This is a genomic window from Oceanobacillus damuensis (assembly GCF_001618145.1).
GTDB lineage: Bacteria > Bacillota > Bacilli > Bacillales > Amphibacillaceae > Oceanobacillus > Oceanobacillus damuensis.
This window is the reverse complement of the sequence record NZ_LQNF01000005.1, coordinates 174,442-201,105: the sequence shown is the minus strand read 5'-3', so window position 1 is coordinate 201,105 and position 26,664 is coordinate 174,442. Positions and strand designations below refer to the sequence as shown.

The window sequence follows — 26,664 nt, the reverse complement described above, 5'->3', positions numbered from 1 at the left end:
TAATATATCTATTATTTCATTAAAATTAGAAAATTTCAATCTGGACAGCTTCTCACCTATATTCAACAAATTTCGACAAAACTCGGGGAGTGACAGGCACTCCTATATCATTATCCCTGCTTTTTTCAGGTCTTGGCAGGCGGCTTCGATTTTGTCCATGGAGTCGGCTTCAAGTGTGTGAAGATGTACGCCATCTGTTAAAGAAGATAGGTAGGAGGTATCGGAAGCGTTTATTTTTTCAAGAAATTGGTCTGCTTCTTTTCGGTTGCCGACGCAGATGGAAGCGGTCAAGTCACCGTATACAGCGTGCTCCACCTTCACATCCTTAATGGTGACACCGTGATCGACGATGAGGTATAGTTCTTTCAGTGTTTGTTCAGCTTCATGTTTACAAGCGATTACAGTACGCTCAAGTACATCATCCTTTTCATCCTTCAGATAGAGATACCCTTGGCTGGTTGCAATAATCGGTTCATTTTTTGCTTTCAAAATGGAAACATCCTGGACGATTACCTGTCTTGATACATTGGCTTTACTGGCAAAATCACTGCCACTGATTGGCCTCTTTGCTCCTTTCAGCATTTCTATAATAAGTTGCTGTCTGTTAGAAGAAGACATTTTTTTCCCGGTTTTCATACGTAACCCACCTCCTTGTAGAAATAGTTGGAATGTATGTATTCTCCTTTTAACATAGCATAATGTCTTCTATCAAATTAACTAATTCCATATTTACATAATCTTTACATTTCAAAATTAATCACTTGATATTATATTAATTCTATGTAAATATAGATGTCAAGACAGATGACATTACTAAACAGATCTGCCAAGTATAGATTTATAGAAATATGGTAGGAAATCAAACATTCTTACCTAGTTTACATAATCGTTACGTATTTTTATATCTTTATTGTGAAATATTTCACAATAAAGATATAAAAATCTATTAAATTATAAGGAGCACTACTATGAACAAATTAAAATTACGAAAAATGCTCGAGTCGTTCCTATTGGAAGACATCGGTGATCACGATATATCAAGTGAAGGAATTTTCCCCGAGAATCAAACCGGGAAAGGTGTGTTCATTGCAAAACAAGCTGGAACGCTTTCCGGTCTGGACATCATCAAAGAGGCATATCACCTGCTCGACTCGCGAATGGAAGTCAAACTTCACTTTAGTGATGGAGAGAAGGTAAATCAACAAGAAACAATTGCCGAAGTGTATGGTCCAGTCAGACATCTGCTGACTGGAGAACGGGTCATCCTGAATTTGCTGCAGCGAATGAGCGGTATTGCGACAATGACAAGTAAGGCCGTTGAAACACTGAATGATCCTAATATAACTATTTGTGATACGAGAAAAACAACTCCTGGGCTCCGTATGCTGGAAAAATATGCTGTCACTACTGGTGGCGGAAAAAATCATCGGCATGGACTTTATGATGGCGTGATGATTAAGGACAACCATATTTCCTATTGTGGATCAATCTCGAAAGCCGTTGAAAAAGCACGTGCGGCAATCGGACATATGGTGAAAATCGAAGTGGAAACGGAAAACAAAGAGGAAGTTCTCGAGGCAGTTCAAGCGGGTGCAGACGTCATTATGTTCGATAATCGAACACCTGAAGAAATAAAAGCGTTTGTCGCGCTGGTTCCGGAATCCATTATTACCGAAGCTTCAGGTGGCATCACACTGGACAATCTGGCAGCCTATGCAAATACCGGGGTCCATTATATTTCATTAGGGGCATTAACACATTCCGTAAAGGCATTGGATATTAGTCTGCAAGTAAAAGAGGGAGAGAAAAAATAAACCTATTTATCTGACAATCGATCAGGGGGCAATTCGATGAAAAAACGTTATTTGATATTCTTTATTCCGATTGGACTCTTATTGTTGGCTGCATGTGGAAGTGGTGACTTTATATCCGATGCATCAACTGATTCACAAGACGCACTGACCACAACAATCATCGGTGGACGTACCGGTGGGGCATGGTCGGTATTTGCAGAAGGGGTGGCAGAATCAATCCGAAGAGAAAATGATGGGGCCGCTATAACAGTGGAACCAGGTGGAATTGTAGAAAACCCACCTACTGTCGGTACTGGCGTAGTCCCATACGGGTTATCGTATGCAATGACAACTTATGCCGCATACACCGGGCAAGAGCCTTATACAGAGTCCTATGAGGATTTGCGGGCTGTCAGTGTTATCATTCCGTCCAACTACTATCAGTTTCTCGTTCGGGCAAGTGAACCGTATGATTCCATTGCTGAAATCGTTGAACATCAGGTACCAATTCGATTGGCGGTCGATCAAAAGGGTTCTGCAGGTGAAATAATAACCCGTAATATTTTTCAGGAATATGGTGTGACCTATGAAGATATCATTTCGTGGGGTGGATCTGTTGATTATCTATCGGGGTCGAAAACATTCGAAATGATGGCTGATAACCGATTAGATGTTACTGGCGATGCGGTCTCCGCTCCTTCCGGCGATATAATTGAGGCTGCAACGGCAACAGACATGAAAATGCTTTCGCTTGATCAGCAAACGATACAGTCAGTGGGAGAGGAACTGGGCGTTGAATCTGGAATGATAAAAGCAGGAACATATTCATTTATGGAAAAGGATATTGATACGATCAGTACTCCGGCCATTCTCATTACACATAAAGATGTCCCTGAGGATGAAGTTTATGAGATTACGAGATCAATCTTTGATAATTTCGACTATCTCAGAAACGTACACCAGGAGTTTGAAAACCTGACTGAAGAAAATATGATGGATGTAGGCAATGTTCCACTGCATCCAGGCGCTGAAAAATTTTTCCGGGAAAAAGGATTGATGAAGTAAGGTTTTTCCCTAAAGGAGTCATAGCATTGTGGACATCAGAACAATTCTATCTAGCTGGTTTGCCCAAGGGTATAAACGCAATCTATCAAGTTATCATATAAAAATAGTTGGCACTACTGCATTTCTTTTATCCGCATACCAAATTTGGTCTGTGATATGGGGAAAATTGGATCCGCTTAATCAAATGGCGATCCATCTTTCGATTATTCTGGCACTTACTTTTCTCTTATATGGCTATTCCAAAAAAGATGTCATCAAAAGCAATGCACCAAGTGCAGTGGATTATGTGTTTGCTGGATTGTCAATCTGTGCAGGAATCTATTTTACAATACATGCAGAACGAATCGCCACGAGAATTCCGATTATGAATCCATTAAGTACAGTTGATATTTTAATCGGTCTCGTATTTGTGCTCTTAACCATTGAGGCAGCACGTAGGACAATTGGCTTTCCAATTATTATCATCGTATTTATAGGTGCGGGCTATACACTTGGTGGACATCATATTAACGGAATGTTAGGTCATCGAGAGTTTTCCACAATTGAATTTATTGATGAGCTCGCATTCAGTTTTAATGGATTGTGGGGTTCGCCGATCTCGGTTGCTGCAACATTTGTATTTATGTTTATGTTATTCGGTGCTTTCCTGCAAAAATCTGGTGCAGGAGAATTTTTCTATAAAATGTCTGCCGCAATTGCTGAGAGAACGCGGGGAGGTTCTGCCAAGGTAGCAGTTTTAACAAGTGCCTTCTTTGGCTCTATCTCAGGAAGTCCGACTGCAAATGTCGTTACAACTGGAAACTTTACGATCCCAGTAAGCAAAAGGTCGGGATATCCGCCGGCAATCGCTGCAGCAGTAGAAGCAGCTGCCTCGACAGGCGGAAGTATCTTACCGCCGATTATGGGGTCATCCGCTTTTCTTATGGCTGCCGTCACCCAGATGTCCTACAGCTCCATCGTCATTGCGGCCCTTATTCCGGGTATTCTTTATTATGTATCATTACTTGCTATGGTCCACTTAGAGGCAATGCGCTTAAATTTACCCCGCCCTTCGAAAGAGGATGTACCGAAATTAACCGATGTTCTGAGAGAAGGATGGTTCTATTTTATCCCGATGATTGTTCTAGTCTTTTTCTTAATGCATGGATCAAGTGCTTCCAGAACGGGTTTTTACGGAATACTTGCTGTTGTCGCTGTTAGCTGGTTCCGTAAAGAAACCCGTATGGGAGTGCGCAAAGTTATAGCTTCCATGATTGATGGAGCAAAATCATCGATTCCTGTAACAGCAGCCAGTGCTGCAGCAGGACTGATTATAGCCGGGATCATGACTACTGGTCTTGGTGGCAAGCTGACGAGTATCGTACTTGGATTGACAGATGGAATGATCTTTCCGACACTGATTCTGGTTATGCTTATCTGTATTATTCTCGGAATGGGCATGCCTGTAGCGGCAGCGTATATATTGACTGCGATGCTCGCAGCACCCGCTTTGATTGAATTGGGTGTGACGGTAATGGCTGCCCATTTATTTATTGTTTACTTTTCTATCTTTTCGGCAATCACACCGCCTGTTGCTGTTGCTTCCTATGCTGCTGCTGGGATCGCGGATACCAACCCGAATAGAGTGGGGTTGGAAGCTGTTAAACTAGGTATTGTCGGTTTTGTCGTTCCGTTTATGTTTGTTCTGGAGCCGGCATTGCTAATGAATGGTTCAGCAGTAAAGATCATCCTTGCGTTTCTGACTGCAGTCATTGGTGTCATTGCTCTAGGTGCTGGCGCAATTGGCTGGCTGAAAACGAGGACGACGCTTCTGGAACGATTTTTACTAATTACGAGTGGGGCCCTATCCATGTATGCCAGCCTGCTGACAAGCGGAATCGGACTGGTCATCATCGCCATCGTATTCATCTCGCAATACAAACGGAAAACTACGCAGGTGGCTGTCACTCCCCGAATAATGTCATAATATGTCGAAAACCGAACAGTGCCTGGCACTGTTCGGTTTTGGTGGTGCGGTTGTTTATGTTGTATCGGTTCGTTGAAACAGCATTTGTTGCTTCGTTATTTTGGGCGGTTACGTGGGTATTTTTTGTCGTCTTTCATGTCATTCAGTTCCTGTTTATTCTTGTTCTTTTTCTTTTTGCCTTTGCTCATCCAAAATACCTCCTGTTTTTATATATAGTTTTACCGTTTCAGCTATTTCGATTCGGGATAAGTAGGAATAAAAATCCGGGACATAATAGGACTAAGAATTTTCTTTAGGAGGTTGGTAATATGTCTGAGGAAAACAAGAATAGAAATAAAGATAAGGGCAGACAAAGAAATGTATTGAAATACGATACAACACCAAAACACAAAAAAGGTGACACGGAGCTTGCAGAAGAGAGCGAGTTTCTCAATTTGGATAATAAGCAAAATAAAAGGAAGCGGAAATGACATGAGAAGGGCCTGTCCTAAAGAATTTAGGATAGGCCTTTTCTTGACGCAGGCAGGATAATATTAACTTAACAACCTGCTCAGTGCATCTAAGACTGACACTTCAAGACTTGGTGACATCCAAGCTTTCTGACTTAGCATTAACGATAAATGAATACATAAAATTCCCTCCCACAGGAGATAAATAAACTAACTATGACTGAAAGTAGGTATGCCTTTTGGAGTTAAATGAAACTTTTCAACCAGGTGAAGTAGTCTATATGATCATACGCAATCCACATGCACAGGATGTGGCCCAGGTACAGCAGGCAGCAGTAGTGCAAAATCCGGATAAACCGAATGAACTGGCATTGTTTGCACATGAAAATTACTATCCGCTGACAGACGAATATGCGATTTTTAAATCGGAAGCCGAGGCTGAGCAAGCCTATAAGGAAGCTTTTGGCACTCCGAATATTATCCATTTTAGCGACGGGAATTATTATGGTTAGACCTTTTGTCCCGCAACTCGTATACGTGGAACCACGGGCAATGGAGTATGAGCTAGGTAAAGAGCTCGTTACAAAATTTGAAGGTATGGGTGTAGAAATTCGTGAAACAACCTCCCATAATCAAATTCGCAATCTTCCCGGAGAGAATCATTTCCAAAAATATCGCACTGCCAAATCAACGCTCGTTGTTGGAGTAAGAAAAACATTGAAATTCGATACATCCAAACCATCGGCAGAGTATGCGATTCCCTTTGCAACAGGCTGTATGGGACATTGCCATTATTGTTATCTGCAGACGACAATGGGAAGTAAACCGTATATTCGTACGTATGTAAACGTGGATGAGATTTTTGATGCGGCGGATGCGTATATGCAGGAACGAGCGCCTGAACCGACCCGATTTGAAGCTTCCTGTACATCTGACATCGTTGGTGTTGATCATTTGACACATACGTTGAAAAAAGCAATCGAATACTTCGGTGAATCTGAATTCGGTCAGTTGCGCTTTGTAACAAAGTTTGCCCATATTGATCATCTGCTGGATGCAAAGCATAACGGACGGACACGCTTTCGCTTCAGCATTAATGATGATTACATCATAAAATATTTCGAGCCTGGCACATCTCGACTTCACGAGCGTATCGAAGCAGCTGTGAAAGTAGCGGAAGCAGGGTATCCACTTGGATTTATCGTCGCTCCGATTTACATCCACGACGGTTGGAAAGAGGGTTATAAGGAAATGTTCGAAAAGCTGGAGGCGGCACTTCCTGACTTTGCAACGCATAACCTTACTTTTGAAATGATCCAGCACCGTTTTACGAAGCCGGCAAAGCGTGTGATTCAGGAAAACTACCCAATGACCAAACTCGAACTGGACGAATCAAAGCGTAAGTGGAAATGGGGCAGGTATGGAATCGGGAAATATGTCTATCAAAATGAAGAGCAGGAAGATATAAAAGATACACTGGGCGGCTATATTCATGACTATTTTCCGGAGGCGAAGATAGAGTATTTTACTTAAAAGGAGGTGCCGTGATGGGCGGAAAAAATGGCGGTAATTTTTCAGCGGCAGGAACGGAGATCGACGAGGTTAAAAAACGAAATGAAAATTCAGGCATGTCCTATAATGAAGCAAAAGAATTTCTCGCGAAAACTACTGGGGGGCATGGTACATCCATTTACAGTGATACCAATGTGGAAGATGTCAGAAGGAAAAACGAGCAGAATCAGGAGCGGTAGGGATTCTAGAGTTGGAGGGAAGAATAATGGAGCGAAAAGATTTTGAAGAAGTTTATGAGGAATACAGGCAACAGAGTGAACAGAAGGCAGCTATGGAATCGGATCAGGAACATGCAGAAGGAAAAGAAGAAATTGTTGCAGTCCGAAAAAATGAATCTGGTGATCTGATTGCATTTAAAACAAACACAGGGCGAGAGCTGGATTATTTGACAGCTCTCGACGAAGCAAAATCGGGTAACATTGCACATGTGGATGTCTTTCATAAATATGGAAGAGATATTATCCGAAGCGAACCGGATGGGGTAAAAGAAAATAACCTGGATCAGTTACCCACTTTTTAAAGCAAAAGAATAGTCAATAGCTCTCAGAAAGTAATTTTTGGGGGCTATTGGTAATTTTGCAAATTAGCTGAAGGAGGGCGCAATCATTACGGATGTATAGTGACCCTCGTACCAATCGGAACAATGGCTGCCAATTCTTCTACATCCTGATTATACATGCGGATACAGCCTCTTGATACAGCTTTTCCAATCGAACTAGGATCATTGGTTCCATGAATGCCATAGTGCTGTTTTGATAAACTCATCCACATTGTACCAAATGGACCACCGGGATTGGGTGCTTTATTGATAATGATAAAATCTCCAACAGGTGTCCCGTGCAGTATTCTTCCAACAGCAATTGGATACTGTTTTTGCAGTACACCATCTCGTAGTAATCTTAGAGTTCGATTGTTTATGGAAACATCAATCAGATAAGGAATAGTAGCTGGCGATGGAAGCCCCGGTATGATAATAGATTGTCCGGGATAAATGATATTTGGATCAATCCCTGGATTCGCACCTATGATTGCGGGGAGGGGTGTACGGTAATCTCTGGAAATTTGAGTAAGTGTTTCACCAGGTTTTACTGTATGAATCACTCTTGATCACCTCCGTATCTTCATTCTATGTAGGAAATAAGAGGTTCATGATTTATTTTCCATTAAGACCTGAAAAAAAGAGGAGCAAGTTACTGCTCCTCGGTTCATCAGCTCGAATCTTGTGACACCAGCAATCGCTGATTCTATAAAACTAGTTATTTTTCACGGGATGATAATAGACATGTTCCGGAAAGTCACTGATAATTCCATCAACGTTCAACGAAAATAAGTGGTAAGCCTCCTCTGGCGATCTCGATGTATATGGATAGATCTTCATTCCTGCATCATGTACACGGTCAACAAGCTCGGTTGTTACCATGTTCATATTAGGATTGAAATAGTCGGAGTAAGTCGCAAATTCCACCAGCTGTTCATCGGTAACATTTTCCCAGCTCATTCCGGCGAGCACGGCATGCGGAAGTTCTGGTAAAAGTTCTCTTGATTTTTTAACCGATTCATGATTGAAGGATTGGATCACAATTTTATTATTCTGCGCACCATGCATATTGCGTTCTTTTAATGCTACAGCGACTTTTTCTTCGATTCCAGGATAAAGTTCAGGTGCTTTTAGCTCAATCAATATACCAGTTTTTCCGCGAAAGGCATCCAATACCTCTTCAAAGGTAGGAACCTTTTCTCCTGTATATTCCTCACTGAACCAGCTGCCGGCATCCAATTCCCGGATTTCCTCCAATGTATAGTCACTGACAAATCCTGTGCCGTTCGTCGTACGGTCCAACGTTGTATCATGGATGAGAACTAGTTCGCCGTCCTTTGACATCTGAACATCAATCTCGATATAATCTGCCTTCATTTCGAAGCCCTTCTCGAAGGCAGACATCGTATTCTCAGGAGCATGTCCTGAAGCACCGCGGTGGGCGACATTGATCATCTGCTGCTGCTCCTGGATCGATACTTCCCCTTCGGAGGCAAATGCCGGAACAGTGAGTGCCGACATTGCAATACCTACTGTGCATAAAATGGACAAAAAACGTTTCATAATTCCAACCACTCCTTTTCGTATTGTCAATTCTAGTATAAGGAGTAGATGTGAAGCAGGAATGAATAGACTATTAAGAAGCTGTAAGAAAAACAGCGAGATTTGTCGTGGTGCTAAAGTATAGGGTTCATGTGGGAGTGGCAGATAGAAACAGGCTGAAATGCCGAGCGTATACCTTTTCACTCCCACTAAAACTAGTATTGAAAAATCTATGAGAGTTTTAACGTGTTCATAGAAATGAAGAGCCTTTAAATTCTAGGGAACGATTAGCAATTAAGCTGCTTCCGGGAGTTATCTGTACACTTGGGCGCCTCACAGATCCGGACGGTACTGCGCTATCATGTATGCAATGAATGATAGATTTGCTTTTTTCATTAGCACAAAAAATCCAATTAAGAAACAATACGCCCGTTCGACATAATTCACCAAAAACCGGGGAGTGACAGGCACCGAATTAAGTTGCCCATTCTTCTACGTTCCATATTTTCGTTACCCAGTCTTCATAAAATTCCGGTTCATGGCAGACGAGAATGATCGTACCTTTGTATTCCTTCAAAGCTCTCTTTAGTTCCTCTTTTGCCACAACATCCAAATGGTTCGTAGGTTCATCAAATACAAGCCAGTTGCTTTCAGTCAGCATTAATTTGCATAAGCGGACCTTAGCCTGCTCGCCACCGCTTAATTGCTTCATCGGACGAGTAATATGCTCATTTTTCAAACCGACCTTCGCTAAAATGCCACGGACTTTCGCCTGATCCAAATGAGGAAAAGCATTCCAGACCTCATCAATCGGCGTTGTACTCGGTGCCTGTACTTCCTGTTCATAATAAGAAGGGAAGAGGAAATCACCGAGCATGCGCTTCCCGCCTAGCGGATCGATTTTGCCAAGGATTGTTTTCAATAATGTCGACTTTCCGACTCCATTGCTTCCAACGACCGCAATTCGGTCACCACGTTCAATTTCAGTAGTCAGCTTAGGAAATAAGGGACGGTCATAGCCGATTTCAAGCTCTTCCGCTTCAAAAACATAGCGGCTGCTGGCTCGGGACTCTTTGAAATTAAATGTCGGTTTCATTGCCGTTTCAGGGCGGTCGATTCGTTCCATCCGCTGAAGCTGCTTCTGACGACTTTTTGCACGGCCAGTGGTTGAATAGCGTGCTTTATTCTTAGCTATAAACTCTTCCTGCTTTTTAATATATTCCTGTTGTTTCTCATATGCATGAAGGTGTTGATTTTTGTTGATTTCGGCAAGCTCCAGAAATTTCTCATAGGATGCCGTATAGCGAGTGAGCTTGGAAAATTCAAGATGGAAAATGACATCGACAACACCATTCATAAATTCCGTATCATGCGAAATCAGCAGGAAAGCATGTGGGTACTCCTTCAGATAGTTGCTAAGCCATGCGATGTGCTCCACATCCAAATAGTTTGTCGGTTCATCAAGTAACAGAACTTCCGGCTGCTCAAGCAAAAGCTTCGCAAGCAAAACCTTTGTACGTTGCCCACCGCTCAGCGCGGAAACATCCTTATCAAGGCCGATAGCGTCAATCCCAAGGCCATGTGCCGCCTCTTCGATTTTGATATCCAGGTTATAAAAACCGCCAGCTTCCAATTTATCCTGAATGACTCCCATTTGATGAAGCAGTTCCTCCAATTCTTCAGGAGTTGCTGTACCCATCTTTTCTGTTACTTCATTCAGTTTTCTCTCCTGTTCAAACAGTGGCAAAAATGCATCTCGCAATACATCACGAATCGTTTTGCCTTTTGTAAGAACGGTGTGCTGATCCAGGTAGCCGTAGTCCGTTCCAGGTGTCCATTCGACTCTGCCCTCGTCATGAATCAATTGTTTCGTCAAAATATTCATCAAGGTCGACTTTCCAACCCCGTTTGCGCCAACCAGACCAACATGCTCTCCAGCTACAAGGCGAAAAGAAACATCTTTAAATAACGTCCGATCACCAAAGCTGTGGCTTAGTGAATCGATTGTAAGTAAACTCATTTGATTAAAACCTCCGCGAAAGTGAAGAAAATCTATCATTATATTTTTGAGGAGTTAAGGTGGGGGAATCCAGCCTGAATCCAATACGTATCATATAATTTGTAACTTCTACTTTAAATTTCATCCGTATTAATTATAGAGGAAAATGTGGAAGGTTGCTAGAGGGGATTATAGACAAGTGAGCTTGGACATGCACCGTATAATTTTCGACAAAACTCGGGAAGTGACAGGCACCTAAAAAAATTATTGCATGATTGTATCCATGTATGTATAATTATTATTAATTAATGTATAATTATTCAAATATGAATAACTTCGGTTGGTAAAGGGGCGGTTTGATGAATAATCTTTACCTTCTTCCAAATGCGGAGGAAGAGATAATCGATTCATATGACGAGGATATCATCGTTACAAATCGAGATGGTAAAATCATTAAATCAACACATATAAGTGGCAAGCAATACGGCTTATCTGCAGCTGATCTACTGGGTAAGTCCGTATATGATTTGGAAGCAAAAGGAATATTCTCTCCAGCGATCACACCACTGGTCCAAGCCCAAAAGAAAAAAGTTGTCATCGTTCAAACAAAACAGGATGGTGGCAAAGTCCTAATTACTGGGGTACCACTTTTTAATGAGCATCACGAAGTCGAATTTGTTGTCAGTTATTCCTACGATGTCTCGGAACTGCTCGTGCTCCAGGAATATTTGAATGAACTGGAAGGGGAAGTTTTCCGGGTGAAGGAAGAACTGGAAACACTCCGCGAGAAAAGTTTAACCTTCGATGGAATCGTCGCAGAGAGTAAGTCAATGAAGGATGTTTTAAAATCGGTTAACAAAGTTGCCCCCCTTAAAGTTCCCGTTCATCTGCAGGGCGAAAATGGTGTCGGAAAGTCGACATTGGCAAAACTGGTCCATAAGCAGGGACCCTGGAAGACAGGTCCGTTTATTGAAGTGAATTGTGCTGCGATTCCAGAAACACTTCTCGAGCGTGAATTACTTGGGAGCAATGTGAAGGGCCTGGAAAAAGCAGGCTATTTTCAGCTCGCACAATCAGGGACATTATACTTGCAAGGTGTCGACGAACTATCCAGGACATCACAAAATATCCTGTTAAAAGCACTTCGTCAAAATAAAAATAACTTCCGGATCATCAGCTCAACGGAAAATAACATGGAAAAGCTTGTAGCTGCAAATCAATTTATGGAGGACTTATTTTTCCACCTCCATGTAATTCCGATATCGATTAAACCGTTAAGGGAAAGACCGGAAGATTTGAGCGTCATTATTTTAAATTATGTTGAAAAGTACTGTGGTGAGTTTCAGCTGGAGCGCACATTATCCAACGAACTTTTCCAGGAATTGCTGACGCTTGAATGGAAAGGCAATCACCATGAAGTGAAAAATGTAATGGAAAGGCTCGTTGCCGAAAGCGAGTCAGACATCATAACAATAGATGACCTTCCGATGAATTACCGATCAAAAGATGAAACAGAGCTTGTTCCGTTAGAAATGGAAGGGAAGACATTAACTGCAATTTTAGAAAGTGTGGAAGAAAAAGTTTTAATTCATGCAAAAAAACAGTGCAAGACGACAACAGAGATGGCAAAAATACTGGGAATCAGCCAGCCATCAGTCGTACGCAAGCTGAAAAAATATTCAATGTAAATAAAGGAGCATTCACGATGAACAACAAAGAGCAGGATTGGCTAAAATTAGTAGACTCCATTGGGAATTACCTTGCACCAAGCATGGCAAAAGATCATCCAAATTTACCGGTAGTAAAAGCGGAAGGATGCTATTACTACGGTGCTGACGGAAAAAAATATCTTGACTTCACATCCGGAATTGCGGTGGAGAATGTCGGACACCGTCATCCAAAAGTCGTTGAGGCGATAAAAAACAGTACAGATCATTTAATCCACGGACCATCCGGAGTGATTATTTATGAATCCATCTTAAAACTTGCCCAGGAGCTTCAGGAAATACTTCCGCCAAAATTGGATAATTTCTTTTTCGGTAACAGTGGAACCGAGGCAATTGAAGGAGCTTTGAAACTGGCAAAATATGTTTCAAAGCGTCCATATGTCATTTCATTTACTGGCGGCTTTCACGGCCGTACAGTAGGTTCCTTAAGTGTTTCCACATCAAAAAGTAAATACCGTAAACATCTGCAGCCATCATGGTTAACGTACCAGCTGCCATATACAAATCCTGAAGATTGTCCAGCAGGTGCGGATCCGGAGGAATTTTTCGCGGAAAAACTGGAAAAAGAAGCAGCAAAACTTTTCCGTCACCAGGTAGATCCGGAAGAAGTGGCCTGCATGATTGTCGAACCGGTACTCGGGGAAGGTGGATATATCATTCCACCGAAGTCCTGGCTGAAAAAAATTCGTGAAATTTGTGATCGTCACGGTATTTTACTTATTTTTGATGAAGTACAGACAGGATTTGGCCGTACAGGAAACTGGTTCGCAGCTCAAACCTTTGATGTGACTCCGGATATCATGGCAGTTGCCAAAGGGATTGCAGCCGGTATGCCGCTTGGTGTGACGATCGCTTCCAAAGAGTTAATGGAGCAGTGGCCGATGGGAACCCATGCAACAACATTTGGTGGCAATCCTGTCGCCTGTGCAGCTGCAAGAGCATCAATCGAAGTGATTAAAGAGGAAAAACTGCTTGAGAACTCCCGTGACGTTGGGGAATATGCGGTTAGCCGTCTGGAGGAGCTGAAAAGTAAGTTCCCGGTAATCCGCGATGTGCGTGGCGTCGGATTGATGATTGGATTTGCCTTGCAAAACACGGAAACAGGCGAGCCGGACGGAGAAGCAGTAATGAAAGTGCTGGATGGCTGTCTGGAAAAAGGTGTACTTTTCTATTTATGCGGAAATGCAGGGGAAGTAATTCGGATGATTCCACCACTCACAGTGACAAAAGAACAAATTGATGATGGCATAAAAGTATTAGAAGAAGTGCTGGCATCAATTTAACACAATAAGGAGCAAGGGATGTCTCTTGCTCCATCTAACAACCCGAGGAGGTCCCCAAGTGGCTAGTAAGAGTAACCAAAAACAAGCGAACGCTGTTGATGAAAATTATACGACAAAAGATCTGATGAAGTTTATTATTCCTTCCTTATTCGGTGTGATGATTTTTCTTTTCCCGATTATGGATGGAAATTCATTCAACATTCCGCTTGGAATCATTACCGAATATATTATTGACCTGTTAGCAGGTTGGCTGCCTGCCATCATCACATACACGATGGTTATATCGACCGTTCTTACGCTTTTTGCAATTATTGTTAAGCCGAATTTTATGATGAAATCTGAATTCCTTAAATCTCTCTTTTTTGTTTCTATATTTTGGACGGTTGTGCGTGTGCTAGGTACCATTTTTGCGATAATGACCTATCACGAGACCGGTTTTACATTCATTAACTCGGAAATTACTGGGCAAGTAATGTTCGGATTGCTGACAAGCCTGATTATATGGTTTTTCGTTGCATCCTACCTTCTGCCATATTTAATTAATTTTGGAGCAATGGAATTCGTTGGAACATTGCTTCGTGGCGTTATCAAGCCACTTTTTACATTGCCAGGCCGGTCAGCCATTGACTTGCTCGCATCATGGGTTGGTAATGTTAATGTCGGGGTTGTTATCACGAGAGAGCAATATCAGGATGGGTCTTATACCGGACGGGAAGCAGCAGCGATTGCGACATGCTTCTCTACCGTATCGCTTCCTTTCTGTCTTGTAATCGCAAATATGCTTGACGTCGGCCATATGTTTCCGATCTTTTATTTGACGATCGTTATTGCAGGTGTGATTAGTGCGGTTATCATTCCGAGAATCCCGCCGATTTCCAGAATACCGGATACGTATTACAAGAAAAGCCAGATCCAGGAGGAAATTCCTGAGAATACCTCTGCGTTCAAATGGGGTGTAAATCAGGCCGTTAAGCGCGCAAAACGTGCCGGTACATTTATGGACCAATTAAAACAAGGTTCGGAAATTTTCTTGAGTATCGTGTTTGTTTTGCTTCCACAAGTGATGGCAATTGGTACGATTGCACTGATCATTGCCGAATTCACACCTGTTTTCCAATGGATTTCACAGCCGATGGTTCCTGTATTGAACCTTCTGCAAATCCCGGAAGCAGCTGCAGCAGCACCGGCAACGATTATCGGATTTATTGATATGTTCCTGCCGGCTGTACTGGCATCCGGAATTGAGGCAGAAATAACTCGATTTGTCATCGGTGCCCTATCATTGGTACAGATCATCTATCTGACGGAAATGGGGACCCTTTTGCTTATCTCTAAAATTCCGATCAAATTCAGCCATTTATTGATCATATTTATGGAACGTACGATCATTTCATTACCAATCATTGCTTTAATCGCACATATTATATACTAATTTTACTTGCAGGCGGTGCTATCATTGTATTTACAACAACTCATTGACAAACTTGGCAAGGAAAAAATAAGTCAAAAAGAAGCAGATTTAATTCGGCATAGCAGGGATGAATCGATCCATGCAGCAGTTTTGCCTGATGTGGTGTGTTTTATTGAATCAAGGGAAGATGTAGTGGAGGTTCTTAAAATTGCTTCGGACTACCAAGTGCCTGTCACGCCATTTGGTGCAGGATCAGGACTGGAAGGACAGGCAATTCCAGTTCAAAAAGGAATCGTAATAAATTTTGAACGAATGAATAAAATATTGAATTTTTCTCCGGAAGATATGAGGATAACGGTTCAGGCAGGGGTAACAAGACTGCAGTTAAACAAACTGGTAAATGATCACGGGCTGATGTTTTCGGTTGATCCTGGAGCAGATGCAATGATCGGTGGCATGGTGGCGACAAACGCAAGCGGAACAACCGCTGTACGTTATGGGGCGATGCGCGACCAATTGCTTGATTTGGAAGTAGTATTGGCTGATGGAACAATCATGCATACCGGTACACTGGCGAAAAAATCCTCTTCCGGCTACAATTTAACCGGACTGTTTACCGGTTCGGAGGGCACGCTTGGGGTTATTACTGAAATTACATTGAAATTGCATAGCATTCCGGAATATTCGATGATGGCCAGATGCACGTTTGATTCAATTGAACTTTGCGCCAGAGCAGCACAAACTATATTGCAGGCTGGCATTCCTGTTCTGCGGATGGAGCTGATTGATGCATCCAGTATTTCGATGATCAACCGACATAGTGGGGAAAACTTTCCGGTGAATCACTCGTTGTTCTTTGAATTTGCCGGTCCAAGGAAATCGGTGGAAGAAGAAGTTACACTTGCATCTGAATTGATGCATAAGCTTGGTTGCGAAAATTGGACAGCAGCAAATGATGAGAAAAAGAAAGATGAAATCTGGAAAGCAAGAAAAGATTTGAACTACGCCATTGCTTGTCAGGAAGGAATCGAGGAAATCGGTGGTGATGTCTGTGTGCCGATTTCACGCATGCCGGAGATGGTAACCTATGCACGAAACCTAATGGACAAAAGTGGACTGAATGGAGCGATTTGGGGTCATGTCGGTGATGGAAATTTCCATACGAGCATAATGTATGACCCAAGTGTTGATGGAGAGTTTGAAATAGCGGATAAGACGAATGACGACATCGTTATGTATGCCATTCAAGCTGGTGGCACATGCACTGGAGAACACGGAGTCGGACTCGGTAAGATGAAATTCCAGGAGGCTGAACACGGCGCTGCATTGGAGATAATGAAAAGAACGAAGCACATGTATGATCCAAACGGCATTTTGAATCCAGGTAAAATATTTTAGAGTAAAAAAACCGAACAGTGCCAGTCACTGTTCGGTTTTTTGCTAATTACTACGAAGCCATTCACCCATAGGTTTGGCGCAATCCAAGTTTCGTAATTATTTTTAGTTTCCACGATAAATGTGAATAAGATTATTATTCTGGCCTCTTGCAAAAACATCGGTTCGATTCGGTCCCCATGAAACTGCAGCAGGGGCGGATGTTAATGTGCCTCCAAGGTTTTCCCAATCCAGCCAGCGTGTACCATTCCATGTTCGCTTATAAAGGCGGTTATTTGTTCCTCGAGCAAATACGTCGAGTCGGTTTGGACGAAGGGAAGATACGGTTGGGGCACTCGTTAATGTACCACCAAGGCTTTCCCAGTCACTCCAGCTTCGGCCATCCCACCACTTATGAATTAAATCTTGATTTTGTCCTCTGGCAAAGACATCGATTCGGTTAGGTCCCCAGGAGACAGCTGCCGGTTCGGATGTTAATGTTCCCCCAAGATCTTCCCAATCCTCCCAGCGTGAACCATTCCATGTTTTTTTATAAAGCCGATTACCTGTGCCACGTACAAAGACATCAAGTTGATTTGTGCGACGAGAAGATACTGCCGGGCCGCTCGTTAATGTGCCTCCAAGACTCTCCCAATCACTCCATCTTTGTCCATCCCACCATTTATGATAAAGCGCCTGATCTGTACCGCGTACAAAGACATCGATGCGGTTAGGTCCCCAAGAGACAGCTGCCGGTGGGGATGTCAATATGCCGCCAAGGCTTTCCCAATTGCTCCAGCTTCGTCCGTCCCACCATATATGGTAAAGACTTTGATCTGTTCCACGAGCAAAGACATCCAGACGATTTGGCTGCCATGACGCCACTGCTGGTGCAGATGTCAACGTGCCACCTAAGTTTTCCCAGCCAGACCAGCCTGGTGACGGTGGTCCATCAACATCTCCCAGTGCATCTAACGTAATTTCAATCACTCTAATCAAAACACGATTTACTAAGCTTTGCGGAACATTAAATTGTCTGAACAAAAGATTGAACCAAGGCACTTGCCGCTGAAATCGTTGATACAGCTGGTTAGCCGACAAGTTGGTAGTTGCTTGATTGAGCGTATAGCTCACAACAAAGAAAAATACATAATCAACGATCTGTCTGCTCATCCCCGCCTGCACCAATTGTGTATATAAATTGCTGTGCTGGGCTCTCAGAATCTGCATGACCTGCTGTACATTCGGCTGTTGCCGCATATCCAAAGGAGATGAATCATAATAACTTACCGGAGCATAATAGGCTGGTAAATAATAAGGGTAATAGTAATACATTTGCATTCCTCCGCTTTTTCATTAGCATATGCAACCATAAACAATATGGGAATGAATGATGTTAGGAAAAACGAACAGGGAAAAGCGCTATGTATTAAATTTGAAAAAAAACAAAAGCTATGGAAGAGAATTGGAGTAAATAGTCAAGGAGGTGTGAAATAAATGCGAACTTTAAAGACGATAGCTTTAACGTTAATCATTATTGGCGCTCTTAACTGGGGTCTGATTGCTTTTTTTCAATTTGATTTAGTAGCAGCAATTTTTGGTGGGCAGGATGCTTTCTTATCAAGACTTGTATATGGTCTTGTTGGGTTGAGTGCTCTTTACTATATAGTATCTCTGTTTAACCCAATGGATGTGACTAATAATGAGGAAACCGGTGAGCGTAGAGAAACTGGAAATTTGAATTATGGAACAGAGTTTGGTGAAGAAACAGAAACAGAAGCAGAATTATATAATCGTTCAGAATTTCCATTACATCCTTCTGAAACTGAAAGAAAGTCACCGAGGGATACGGAATAGCCTGAATTATTCATTGGAGTGTGCTTACAAAGAATATTAAAAGACCTGTACTGCAATTATAGTTTAAATATAGTACAGGTTTTTTGCTGTCTGGCTTAATTGTGAATAATACTCATTTTGGTGGTGAACAGAGAACAGGGAACTGTGAACTGTGTCTTCAAATTTCATGCCGACAAAATCCGACAAAAACCGGGGAGTGACAGGCACCAAAAAAACCATCAGGGTTTGAATGCTGATGGTTTTTTATGGTTATTTGTTCAGTTTATCTAAGGAGTTGACTTCCCCGTAAAAATAATCGTTCACATCTACAGGTTCCCAATGCTCATTAGGTGTGTAGAATCGTAAAAGGTCTCCATTCAAAACTTTATCGGAAAGCTCCAATTCGTGAAGAACGGTCTCTTTCATTTCAAGCATTTCTTCCGTCGGTTCTTCAATAACTTCTTTCGTTGCATTATCATAATATATGCCATTAACGAAGCTGTATTGATCCGTTACAAAATCACCATTACGGAACGGTACGAACTCTTTATGGTCTTCAGAAAACATGTCGGTACCAAATAAAATATAATCTTGTGCATCTATGCCAAGGATATGCAAGAGGGTAGGCATTACATCAACAAGACTGGAGAATTCGTGATTAATCCCTTGGCCTTCCACTCCCGGTATTCGGATCATAAATGGCACACGCTGCAATTCCGCATTTTTTAAAGGTGTAATTTCTTCACCAATTATTTCTTCCATTGCACGATTATGGTTTTGGGAGATGCCATAATGATCACCATAAATCATGATAATGGAATCTTCATACAAGCCAGCCTCTTTCAAATCGGTAAAGAATTGTTCCAGCGCTTCATCAAGATATCGCGCTGTCTGGAAGTAGCGGTCAACCGTTCCGTTTCCAGTCTCCGCCGGTGCAAGGCTTGCATCTTCTTCATCTAGAATAAATGGATGATGATGTGTCAGTGTCATCATATGCGCATAAAAGGGCTGGTCCATTTCTTCAAGCAATTCAATGGATTCTTCAAAGAATGGTTTATCCTTCAAGCCGTAGTTAATAACATTCTCTTCGCTCATATCATAAAAACGATCATAATAGTATTCGTTGACGCCAAGATGTTTATAGACTTCATCCCGATTCCAGAATGATTTCCCGTCTCCATGGAACACGGCGCTCGTATAACCTTGACGCTGATCCAATATTGCCGGCAATGCCTGATACGTGTTATCTCCTTTGGTCACAAATGCAGCACCTTGCGGCAGACCATATAGCGACGTGTCTGTCGTCAATTCGGCATCGGCTGTTTTTCCCTGTTCTGTTTGATGGAAAAAGTTATCGAAATACGTGTAATCCTGAGTCTGATCATGAACGAGTGAGTTCAGGAACGGTGTTACTTCCTCGCCATGCAATTCATAGTCAATCAGGAAAGACTGGAATGACTCCAGGTGAATCTTGATGATATTTTTGCCTTCTCCTGTCCCAAATAGCTCCGGGTTTGGCTCGGCATATTTATATTTTGTATAGTTCTCAACTTCCGTGATATCACTGCTGTCGGCCAACACCCGCTGTGATGACGTCTGAAAGTTCTGGATGGCGTCATAAATGATGAAATTATAGGCACCAAGATATTTCACCAGATAATTCCGGTCAAATGTCCGTTCCAATAACTGTGGTCTATCCTGTTCAGCCAGACCCAGGTTGACCCCGAAAGCAATCAGGCCTGCAGCCAATACGATGAACGGCTTACGAAGCTGCAAACGTTCTGTGGACCAGTTTGATTTGAACATGTTATATAAAACGATCAAGATAATAATGTCCAGTAGATAAAGGATGTCATGCGATGCCATCAAGCCCGCAATACTGCCACCCAAACTGCCAAAATTATCGGTTGACTTTAGTGTTGCCACTGTAATAAAGTCACTGTTAAAGCGATAATAAACAACATTTGAATACAGAATAAATGCTAAAATAATGTCAAGAATAATAATCCTGCGCCCTGCTCTTTTCCCTTTGGCGAATAATGCCAGTCCAAGGAAAAGCAGTCCGGTACTTAATGGGTTAAAGAATAGCAGAAATTCCTGCATCGAACCACTGACACCAAGTTTAAATTCTATTTTATATATAGCATATGTTTTTATCCAGAAAAGAACTACTGCGATTGCGAAGAATCCCATCTTCGTTGAAAATAATTTAGTCATTTTCTTCACCTCGACTCCTGCTTTTAAAAGAACAATGTATCTATGATTTTTTATTTAGCTGCAAGTTGCAATTATATAACAAGATAATATGTTAAGTCAAAATGTTTTTTGTGTAAAATTTGTGTAAATTATGTGGCAAAAGAGCGCTGATCCCTTAATTTCAAAGTTAAAATATAGTTCATTTTAGCCCATACCGTAACGGACGGTTGGATATTCGCCTTAAAAAGCTACCATGCAAGAAGGGGTTTAAGGGATGGAAAATTCCCTTTATAAATGCCCGATCTGTTTCAGATACTTCCGGTTAACCCCTTGGATGCTGACAATTGTTGGAGAATGAGGGGAAACCAACACCGTTTGAATTTTTTCTCCTAGTTTACTCAAATGGAACAAAATTAACAGCGAATCGTGGTGCTGTTAATGAAGGAACAATTATTTCCTTCGCCAGACAAAAGCGGTTATGATAGTGGAAAAGAGGAGGAATGAAAATGACTGCACCATTGATTTATGAAATGCGAAAGCCTGCTATAGTGGAAGAGGGAAGGTCTTATCCGGCACTGTATCTGATCCATGGCATGGGAAGCAATGAACAGGACCTTTTGGGGTTGGTTCAGGGACTGGAAGAATCCTGCTACATATTCAGTGTGAGAGGACCAATCAGTCAGCCACCGGGATATGCCTTTTTTACAATTGAAGGGTTCGGCAAACCACACCGTGAAGTATTTGATGAGGCTGTTACCAAATTGACTGATTTTATCGATTATACTTGTGACAGCTATCCAATCGATCAGGATAAGCTATATCTTTCGGGATTCAGCCAGGGAGCGATTCTTTCCATGACACTTGGCGTAGTGCTTGGCAGTCGAGTTAAAGGAATTGCAGCACTGAGCGGATACATTCCGGACTTTGTAAAAAATGAATATGACAAAAAGGATGTAAGCAATTTATCCATTTTTATTTCCCATGGTCAATTGGATCAGGTATTGCCATTTGAATGGGCTCCTGCAAATGAAAAATTTTATAAAGAGCAGGGAGCAAGTGTGACTTTTAAGCAATATGCAAGTGGCCACACTGTTTCCCAGGAGAACTATAAAGACTTGCGGGAATGGTTTAAAACAGTCGGTCTGTAAATGGACAGCGGAACACCTTTGTCGAGGGACAAGGGTGTTTTTTTGAAGCATGCGGCGGAGAGTGAACTGACAAATAAGCTTTGGAAGAATTAACGCGGATAAGATACAATGCTTTCGTTGATGTTGGGTTAACTGCCAGGTCCAATCTATTCGACAAAATTCGGGGAGTGACAGGCACCGATTTAATACATACTAGGAGGTGAGGTGAAGAATATGTATAAGTTGTTGACTCATAATGATTTGGATGGGGTTGGCTGCGGTATATTGGCCAAGCTTGCTTTTGGCAAAGAAGTTAGGGTTCGCTACAATTCCATTGCCAGCCTGAATCGGGAAGTGGAGTGGTTTTTGGACAATGAGGATAAGGATACACTTTTATTCATTACTGATTTGTCCGTAAATGAAGAGAATGAGAAAAGGCTGGAAACATTTTACCAGGGCGGGGGGAAAGTACAATTTCTTGATCATCATAAAACAGCACTTCATTTGAATGAATATGAGTGGGGTTCTGTTACAGTTGAAGATAAAGATGGAAAATTAACTTCCGCTACGTCCTTATTTTATGAATACCTGCTGGAACATGGTCTGCTTCAGGCTTCAGATACAATCGCGGAATTTGTGGAGCTCATCAGACAATATGACACTTGGGAATGGGAGAAAAATGATAACCAAAGAGCAAGACAGCTTAATGCCCTGTTTTTTCTCGTTTCGATTGAAGAATTTGAAGAAGTCATGCTCGAACGCTTGCAAAAAAGCGAGTTTTTCCATTTTGATGACTTCGAGAAGAGAATCCTCGATATGGAAGACGATAAGATTGATCGCTATATCCGCCGGAAAAGACGACAGCTCGTACAAACAAAAATAGGCGATTATTATGCGGGAGTTGTGCATGCGGAATCATATCACTCGGAGCTCGGAAATGAACTTGGCAAAGAGTATCCCCATCTTGATTATATTGTTATTTTAAATATGGGCGGAAAGCGTGCAGGGTTCCGAACAATCCATAATCATGTCGATGTCTCTGAAGTTGCAGGCAGATTCGCTGGAGGCGGGCACGCAAAAGCATCCGGCTGCTCGTTAACCGATGAAGCATATAAGTTATTCGTGGAAAATACGTTCCCACTAGATCCGCTGACAGAAGATGCAAAAAGAAACCGATATAATATGAAGCAATCTTCTTTTGGTTCCATGTATAAAAATCGTTCAGATGTCATTTTCCTGCTCTATCCTGAAAATGACCATTGGGTAATCGAGGAAAACAAAACAAAAATAGATCAACACTTTGCAAGCTTTGAAGAGGCGGAAACCTTTCTGAAACGCAATTATGAGGCCTGGCTTGTCAGAGACAATATATTTGTGAGTTATTTGATGGAGACGATAGGAAGTATAGATAAAATAGATATGAGTTAATGCGTCTTTGGAATATCCCGAGCTTAACAGTGAAGCCATGGCAGCAATGCTATGGCTTTTTTTCTTAAGTACGTCATTCGCCGAAAAGGCTTGACACATGCCAAGTTTTCTAACAGATAAAAGGTAAAAGCCTATCTACCTGCATCATTCGAATAAGTCTGTCACCTCACTAAAGGGCTTGGTGACAATCGGGTTCTAATGGCTGACAGGAGATTAAATTCTTCGACAAAATTCGGGAAGTGACAGGCACTTCTGATGGCTAGACAGAACGCTTGTTTCCATTTATTGATTATGATATAATTTAGTTAGAAATACATCCTAGTAAGACTGCTAACTAAGTAATAAAGGATGTGTAAATATGCCTGCAAAAACCCACGTACTGGAAGACCATGAAGTGTACAATGAAAAGCCCCAACCTGCAGAACTTGAACAACCCTCCCATGAATACACAAGTCACGACCAATTATTTAAACAACTGATTCACAGCTATTTTGAAGAATTTCTGGAAGCTTTTTTTCCTGAGGTTCAGGCAAATATCGATTTTACTTCAGTTAAGCCTTTATCGGAAGAAGTGTTTACAGATCTTTTAAAAGGAACAAATCGGAAGGCGGATATCGTTATCGAAACGAAATTGAGTGGTGAGGAAACTTTTATCATTATCCATATTGAGCCGCAGAGCTATCCAGATCCAAACTTTCCAGAGAGAATGTTTCAATATTTCACTTTGTTGTATAATAGGTATAGAAAACCAATCTTACCGATAGCCGTATTCAGCTACAGTGAAAATCGCAATGAGAGCGACAGAATCGAGCTTAGATTTCCTTTTTTTCACGTCTTGACGTTCAATTTTTTTATTTTGGAATTGAAAAAGAAAAATTGGCGGGATTACCTCAAATCAGATAACCCTGTAGCTGCCGCGCTGCTGAGTAAGATGGGCTACAAGGAAAATGAGAAAGTCCAGGTCAAAAAGGAATTTCTGAATATGCTTGTACGTATGCGGTTAAACCCAGCAGACTCCCGGTTTGTAAATGACTTTTTTGAAACTTATTTAAAACTTGATAAAAAAGAGGAGGAAAATCTGATGAAAGAGATTTCAGAAATGGAAAATGCAGAGGAAATTTTTAAGCTATCCAATTCGTGGGAAGAACGGGGAAAAAGAAAAGGAATGAAACAGGGAATCGAACATGGTATTAAAAAGGGAATTGAACAGGGAATCGAAAAAGGTATAGAACAGGCAGCACGTGGTATGTTGAACAAGGACCTATCAATGGAATTAATATCAGAAGTAACCGGGTTATCAGTAGATGAAATAAAGAGAATAAAAATGGATTTGTAAGTAAGTTGCACATCTTATCTTTTGCACATCTCTGGTTACCAGTAAAGGACAGACGTGATAAAGGGCTGCCTTTAACAGAAACAGCCCTTTGGGAAACTTAGCTGTAATCCGTAACTACAAACGTCCCTGTAGTTTTGAAATTACTCATATCTTCAAAAATTCCTTCTACCTCGGACAGTTTAATGTTTCGTGTTACCATTTTACCGGGCTGCAATTTATCCTGTGCCACTTGTTCCAAAAGGGAACCAAATCGATATGCGGGAATTCCAAGAGTGGTGATAAATGATTTTTCATTGAGAACCATGTCATCTACTGGGATTGATATAAAGCCAGCTTCTTTTTTTGATGTAACTCCAACCTGTAGATGACGGCCGCCTTTTTTCAAACTGTTGATTCCGTTCAGGCATGTTTCTGTAATTCCCAATGCATCAACGGAAACATCCGCTCCGCCTTTTGTCAGCTCTTTTACTGCTTCTACCGGGTCATTGTTTTTGCTGTTGATGGTGTAATCTGCCCCAAGCTTTTTTGCGAGTTCAAGATTTGAGTCATTTATATCTACGCCAATTACATTTGCCCCCATGGAAGAAGCAATATGAATAGCAGATAGACCAATTCCGCCACAACCATAAACGACAACATTTTCTCCAGGCAGTACATGTACACGATCTACAACTCCGTGATAGGCAGTCATGAACCGACATCCTAATGCTGCAGCATCTGAGAAACTAAGATTCTCCGGCAAAGGAATCGCATTTCTATCTCCCTTAGGCACTGCAACATATTCACCATACCCTCCTTGGTATGCAGTCCCAGGTACAATGAAGGAATCACAAAGGTGGGTGTCACCGGCAATACAATGTGGGCATGTTCCATCACTACCCGAAAAAGGAATAATGACTCGATCGCCACGCTTGAAATTCTTCACGTTATTACCAACTTCCTCAACAATCCCACAGAATTCATGACCGATGATTGGCTGTACAATACCATGATCTCCTACCCACACATGCCAATCACTTCTGCAAACGCCATTTGCCATTGTTTTGATTAAAATGCCATCGTGATCGATTTCAGGTGCAGGAACGTCCTTTACTACTGCTTTTTGAATATCTTCCAATACTAGAGCTTTCATTAGAATCTCTCCCTGTCTATTTTTTATTTGAAAAGCATCTTTAATAATATTTCGTTCTCAATATTTTTAGATAACGCTTTCATGATTTAATGGTATAATATTCATGGAAATTAGTATATTACCAAAATTGTATAGTTCATCTACCCTAAAAGGAGTTAGTATCATGATAAAAACGTCTACCTTTTTAGAGAAATTATATGAAATAGAGAACGTAGCTTCACACGAAAAACAAATAATTGCAGTACTTGAGACATATATAGATATATTTCCAGTCTTGGATGCATTCCTTTGCCGCTACTCTCCAATTGGGTACCTGGGAGAAGGGATCATCTCGATGCAACAAAATGAGATTAAGTATATTCATGATTTGAGATATGATATCAGAACTCTACCCACGATCATGGCAGCTATCAATCAAAAGCAAGCAAAGTTTTATGGGGACCGTGAACTTTTTGAGAAAACGAGCAGCAACTATGTCATCGATTCGAATATAACTTCTTTTTTAATAACACCGATTCTAAGCGGAACATCGGTCATAGGTTTTATTTATAGTGAAAGAATTGAAAATGACGCAGAATTTGGCGAGGAAATGCTAAGTTGCCTGACTGAATTCAGCAAGCAGGTTGGGTTAATCCTGCAAGCCCCCTCCTATAATGAGAATGATAAACTATTAAGCAATAGAGAATTTGAAGTAATGAAAAAAATATCCTCTGGGGAGACTACAAAAGAAATTGCTCACTCCCTGGGTATCAGTGAACTAACAGTCAAACAGTATGTCAAATTGGCAATAAAGAAATTGGATGCATCCAATCGCGTTCACGCAGTAGCTGAATTGTTCAGGAGAGGGATCTTGTCTTAAATATAATTTTGATATAGTTATTGAATTGGCA

The 26,664-nt window shown here is 41.5% G+C and carries 24 protein-coding genes; 17 read left to right on the top strand and 7 right to left on the bottom strand.

All coding sequences use genetic code 11. The features are described 5' to 3' along the window. Positions 1–102 precede the first annotated feature (102 nt). Positions 103–636, bottom strand: a complete 534-nt coding sequence (locus A4245_RS07095; RefSeq protein ID WP_067727015.1) for a transcription repressor NadR — start codon at positions 634–636, stop codon at positions 103–105. Positions 637–968: 332 nt separating this feature from the next. On the opposite strand from A4245_RS07095, the gene nadC reads away from it, so the two are divergent. From nadC to A4245_RS07060, 8 genes are all read left to right on the top strand, one after another. Continuing rightward, positions 969–1,814: a carboxylating nicotinate-nucleotide diphosphorylase gene (gene nadC / locus A4245_RS07090; RefSeq protein WP_067727014.1), complete on the top strand. Its 846-nt coding sequence runs from the start codon at positions 969–971 to the stop codon at positions 1,812–1,814. A 36-nt stretch (positions 1,815–1,850) separates the two neighbouring features. After that, positions 1,851–2,858 carry a TAXI family TRAP transporter solute-binding subunit gene (locus A4245_RS07085; RefSeq protein ID WP_067727013.1) on the top strand — a complete coding sequence of 336 codons (1,008 nt, stop codon included), beginning with the start codon at positions 1,851–1,853 and terminating at the stop codon, positions 2,856–2,858. A gap of 28 nt (positions 2,859–2,886) precedes the next feature. Further along, entirely contained in the window at positions 2,887–4,824 is a 1,938-nt protein-coding gene (locus tag A4245_RS07080; protein ID WP_067727012.1) for a TRAP transporter permease, read from the top strand. 308 nt (positions 4,825–5,132) lie between these two features. After that, positions 5,133–5,294, top strand: a complete 162-nt coding sequence (locus A4245_RS20335) for a hypothetical protein (protein WP_199860655.1) — start codon at positions 5,133–5,135, stop codon at positions 5,292–5,294. A gap of 218 nt (positions 5,295–5,512) precedes the next feature. After that, positions 5,513–5,785, top strand: a complete 273-nt coding sequence (locus A4245_RS07075) for a transcriptional regulator SplA domain-containing protein (protein WP_084268716.1) — start codon at positions 5,513–5,515, stop codon at positions 5,783–5,785. Then, a complete protein-coding gene (splB, locus tag A4245_RS07070; RefSeq protein WP_067727011.1) occupies positions 5,778–6,806 on the top strand; it encodes a spore photoproduct lyase in 1,029 nt (342 codons plus the stop codon). Before A4245_RS07075 ends, splB begins: the two co-directional genes overlap by 8 nt. Positions 6,807–6,820: 14 nt before the next feature. Next, entirely contained in the window at positions 6,821–7,024 is a 204-nt protein-coding gene (locus tag A4245_RS07065) for a hypothetical protein (RefSeq protein ID WP_067727010.1), read from the top strand. Positions 7,025–7,050: 26 nt separating this feature from the next. Beyond that, complete coding sequence (locus tag A4245_RS07060) at positions 7,051–7,365, top strand: DUF3892 domain-containing protein (RefSeq protein WP_067727009.1); 315 nt, start codon at positions 7,051–7,053, stop codon at positions 7,363–7,365. A gap of 86 nt (positions 7,366–7,451) precedes the next feature. Here A4245_RS07060 and A4245_RS07055 read toward each other — a convergent pair whose 3' ends face one another. From A4245_RS07055 to A4245_RS07045, 3 genes are all read right to left on the bottom strand, one after another. After that, the gene (locus tag A4245_RS07055) at positions 7,452–7,946 is read right to left on the bottom strand and encodes a L,D-transpeptidase family protein (protein ID WP_067727008.1); all 495 of its coding nucleotides are present in this window, start codon (positions 7,944–7,946) and stop codon (positions 7,452–7,454) included. Between the two features lie 151 nt (positions 7,947–8,097). After that, positions 8,098–8,946: a glycerophosphodiester phosphodiesterase gene (locus tag A4245_RS07050; RefSeq protein WP_067727007.1), complete on the bottom strand. Its 849-nt coding sequence runs from the start codon at positions 8,944–8,946 to the stop codon at positions 8,098–8,100. Positions 8,947–9,400: 454 nt separating this feature from the next. Beyond that, positions 9,401–10,945: an ABC-F family ATP-binding cassette domain-containing protein gene (locus A4245_RS07045; protein ID WP_067727006.1), complete on the bottom strand. Its 1,545-nt coding sequence runs from the start codon at positions 10,943–10,945 to the stop codon at positions 9,401–9,403. 338 nt (positions 10,946–11,283) lie between these two features. Here A4245_RS07045 and A4245_RS07040 point away from each other — a divergent pair, with 338 nt between their 5' ends. From A4245_RS07040 to A4245_RS07025, 4 genes are read left to right on the top strand one after another with little or no spacing between them, the layout of a single operon-like run. Further along, positions 11,284–12,612: a sigma 54-interacting transcriptional regulator gene (locus A4245_RS07040; protein WP_067727005.1), complete on the top strand. Its 1,329-nt coding sequence runs from the start codon at positions 11,284–11,286 to the stop codon at positions 12,610–12,612. Positions 12,613–12,629: 17 nt separating this feature from the next. Beyond that, on the top strand, positions 12,630–13,934 hold the full coding sequence (locus A4245_RS07035) for an aspartate aminotransferase family protein (protein WP_067727004.1): 1,305 nt from the start codon (positions 12,630–12,632) through the stop codon (positions 13,932–13,934). Positions 13,935–13,992: 58 nt separating this feature from the next. Continuing rightward, a complete protein-coding gene (locus tag A4245_RS07030; protein WP_084268715.1) occupies positions 13,993–15,366 on the top strand; it encodes a YjiH family protein in 1,374 nt (457 codons plus the stop codon). Between the two features lie 24 nt (positions 15,367–15,390). Continuing rightward, a complete protein-coding gene (locus tag A4245_RS07025) occupies positions 15,391–16,743 on the top strand; it encodes an FAD-binding oxidoreductase (RefSeq protein WP_084268714.1) in 1,353 nt (450 codons plus the stop codon). 102 nt (positions 16,744–16,845) lie between these two features. On the opposite strand, the gene A4245_RS07020 is transcribed toward A4245_RS07025, so the two are convergent. Further along, the gene (locus tag A4245_RS07020; RefSeq protein WP_234402371.1) at positions 16,846–18,054 is read right to left on the bottom strand and encodes a PLL family lectin; all 1,209 of its coding nucleotides are present in this window, start codon (positions 18,052–18,054) and stop codon (positions 16,846–16,848) included. 162 nt (positions 18,055–18,216) lie between these two features. Between A4245_RS07020 and A4245_RS07015 the strand changes: the two genes are divergently transcribed. Then, positions 18,217–18,576, top strand: a complete 360-nt coding sequence (locus A4245_RS07015) for a DUF378 domain-containing protein (RefSeq protein WP_067727001.1) — start codon at positions 18,217–18,219, stop codon at positions 18,574–18,576. 249 nt (positions 18,577–18,825) lie between these two features. Here A4245_RS07015 and A4245_RS07010 read toward each other — a convergent pair whose 3' ends face one another. After that, positions 18,826–20,772 carry a lipoteichoic acid synthase gene (locus A4245_RS07010; protein ID WP_067727000.1) on the bottom strand — a complete coding sequence of 649 codons (1,947 nt, stop codon included), beginning with the start codon at positions 20,770–20,772 and terminating at the stop codon, positions 18,826–18,828. A 485-nt stretch (positions 20,773–21,257) separates the two neighbouring features. Here A4245_RS07010 and A4245_RS07005 point away from each other — a divergent pair, with 485 nt between their 5' ends. From A4245_RS07005 to A4245_RS06995, 3 genes are all read left to right on the top strand, one after another. Continuing rightward, positions 21,258–21,899 (top strand): alpha/beta hydrolase, encoded by a 642-nt coding sequence (locus tag A4245_RS07005; protein WP_067726999.1) that lies wholly within the window; start codon positions 21,258–21,260, stop codon positions 21,897–21,899. A gap of 213 nt (positions 21,900–22,112) precedes the next feature. Next, entirely contained in the window at positions 22,113–23,306 is a 1,194-nt protein-coding gene (locus A4245_RS07000; RefSeq protein ID WP_067726998.1) for a DHH family phosphoesterase, read from the top strand. Positions 23,307–23,664: 358 nt separating this feature from the next. After that, positions 23,665–24,642 (top strand): Rpn family recombination-promoting nuclease/putative transposase, encoded by a 978-nt coding sequence (locus A4245_RS06995; RefSeq protein ID WP_234402370.1) that lies wholly within the window; start codon positions 23,665–23,667, stop codon positions 24,640–24,642. A gap of 97 nt (positions 24,643–24,739) precedes the next feature. Here the strand turns inward: A4245_RS06995 and A4245_RS06990 are convergent, their stop codons facing one another. Further along, complete coding sequence (locus tag A4245_RS06990) at positions 24,740–25,774, bottom strand: zinc-binding dehydrogenase (RefSeq protein WP_067726997.1); 1,035 nt, start codon at positions 25,772–25,774, stop codon at positions 24,740–24,742. 163 nt (positions 25,775–25,937) lie between these two features. Here A4245_RS06990 and A4245_RS06985 point away from each other — a divergent pair, with 163 nt between their 5' ends. Further along, positions 25,938–26,633 carry a LuxR C-terminal-related transcriptional regulator gene (locus A4245_RS06985; RefSeq protein ID WP_067726996.1) on the top strand — a complete coding sequence of 232 codons (696 nt, stop codon included), beginning with the start codon at positions 25,938–25,940 and terminating at the stop codon, positions 26,631–26,633. The last annotated feature ends 31 nt before the right edge of the window (positions 26,634–26,664 follow it).

What these genes read in the sequence shown, in the direction of transcription:
- A4245_RS07005 (WP_067726999.1), top strand. Translation starts at nt 21,258, where the DNA reads ATGACTGCACCATTGATTTATGAAATGCGAAAGCCTGCTATAGTGGAA.
- A4245_RS07065 (WP_067727010.1), top strand. Translation starts at nt 6,821, where the DNA reads ATGGGCGGAAAAAATGGCGGTAATTTTTCAGCGGCAGGAACGGAGATC.
- A4245_RS20335 (WP_199860655.1), top strand. Translation starts at nt 5,133, where the DNA reads ATGTCTGAGGAAAACAAGAATAGAAATAAAGATAAGGGCAGACAAAGA.
- A4245_RS07010 (WP_067727000.1), bottom strand. Translation starts at nt 20,772, where the DNA reads ATGACTAAATTATTTTCAACGAAGATGGGATTCTTCGCAATCGCAGTA.
- A4245_RS07050 (WP_067727007.1), bottom strand. Translation starts at nt 8,946, where the DNA reads ATGAAACGTTTTTTGTCCATTTTATGCACAGTAGGTATTGCAATGTCG.
- A4245_RS07060 (WP_067727009.1), top strand. Translation starts at nt 7,051, where the DNA reads ATGGAGCGAAAAGATTTTGAAGAAGTTTATGAGGAATACAGGCAACAG.
- A4245_RS07085 (WP_067727013.1), top strand. Translation starts at nt 1,851, where the DNA reads ATGAAAAAACGTTATTTGATATTCTTTATTCCGATTGGACTCTTATTG.
- A4245_RS07035 (WP_067727004.1), top strand. Translation starts at nt 12,630, where the DNA reads ATGAACAACAAAGAGCAGGATTGGCTAAAATTAGTAGACTCCATTGGG.
- A4245_RS07045 (WP_067727006.1), bottom strand. Translation starts at nt 10,945, where the DNA reads ATGAGTTTACTTACAATCGATTCACTAAGCCACAGCTTTGGTGATCGG.
- A4245_RS07000 (WP_067726998.1), top strand. Translation starts at nt 22,113, where the DNA reads ATGTATAAGTTGTTGACTCATAATGATTTGGATGGGGTTGGCTGCGGT.
- A4245_RS07015 (WP_067727001.1), top strand. Translation starts at nt 18,217, where the DNA reads ATGCGAACTTTAAAGACGATAGCTTTAACGTTAATCATTATTGGCGCT.
- A4245_RS07020 (WP_234402371.1), bottom strand. Translation starts at nt 18,054, where the DNA reads ATGTATTACTATTACCCTTATTATTTACCAGCCTATTATGCTCCGGTA.
- A4245_RS06995 (WP_234402370.1), top strand. Translation starts at nt 23,665, where the DNA reads ATGCCTGCAAAAACCCACGTACTGGAAGACCATGAAGTGTACAATGAA.
- A4245_RS07095 (WP_067727015.1), bottom strand. Translation starts at nt 636, where the DNA reads ATGAAAACCGGGAAAAAAATGTCTTCTTCTAACAGACAGCAACTTATT.
- nadC (WP_067727014.1), top strand. Translation starts at nt 969, where the DNA reads ATGAACAAATTAAAATTACGAAAAATGCTCGAGTCGTTCCTATTGGAA.
- A4245_RS06985 (WP_067726996.1), top strand. Translation starts at nt 25,938, where the DNA reads ATGATAAAAACGTCTACCTTTTTAGAGAAATTATATGAAATAGAGAAC.
- A4245_RS06990 (WP_067726997.1), bottom strand. Translation starts at nt 25,774, where the DNA reads ATGAAAGCTCTAGTATTGGAAGATATTCAAAAAGCAGTAGTAAAGGAC.
- splB (WP_067727011.1), top strand. Translation starts at nt 5,778, where the DNA reads ATGGTTAGACCTTTTGTCCCGCAACTCGTATACGTGGAACCACGGGCA.
- A4245_RS07040 (WP_067727005.1), top strand. Translation starts at nt 11,284, where the DNA reads ATGAATAATCTTTACCTTCTTCCAAATGCGGAGGAAGAGATAATCGAT.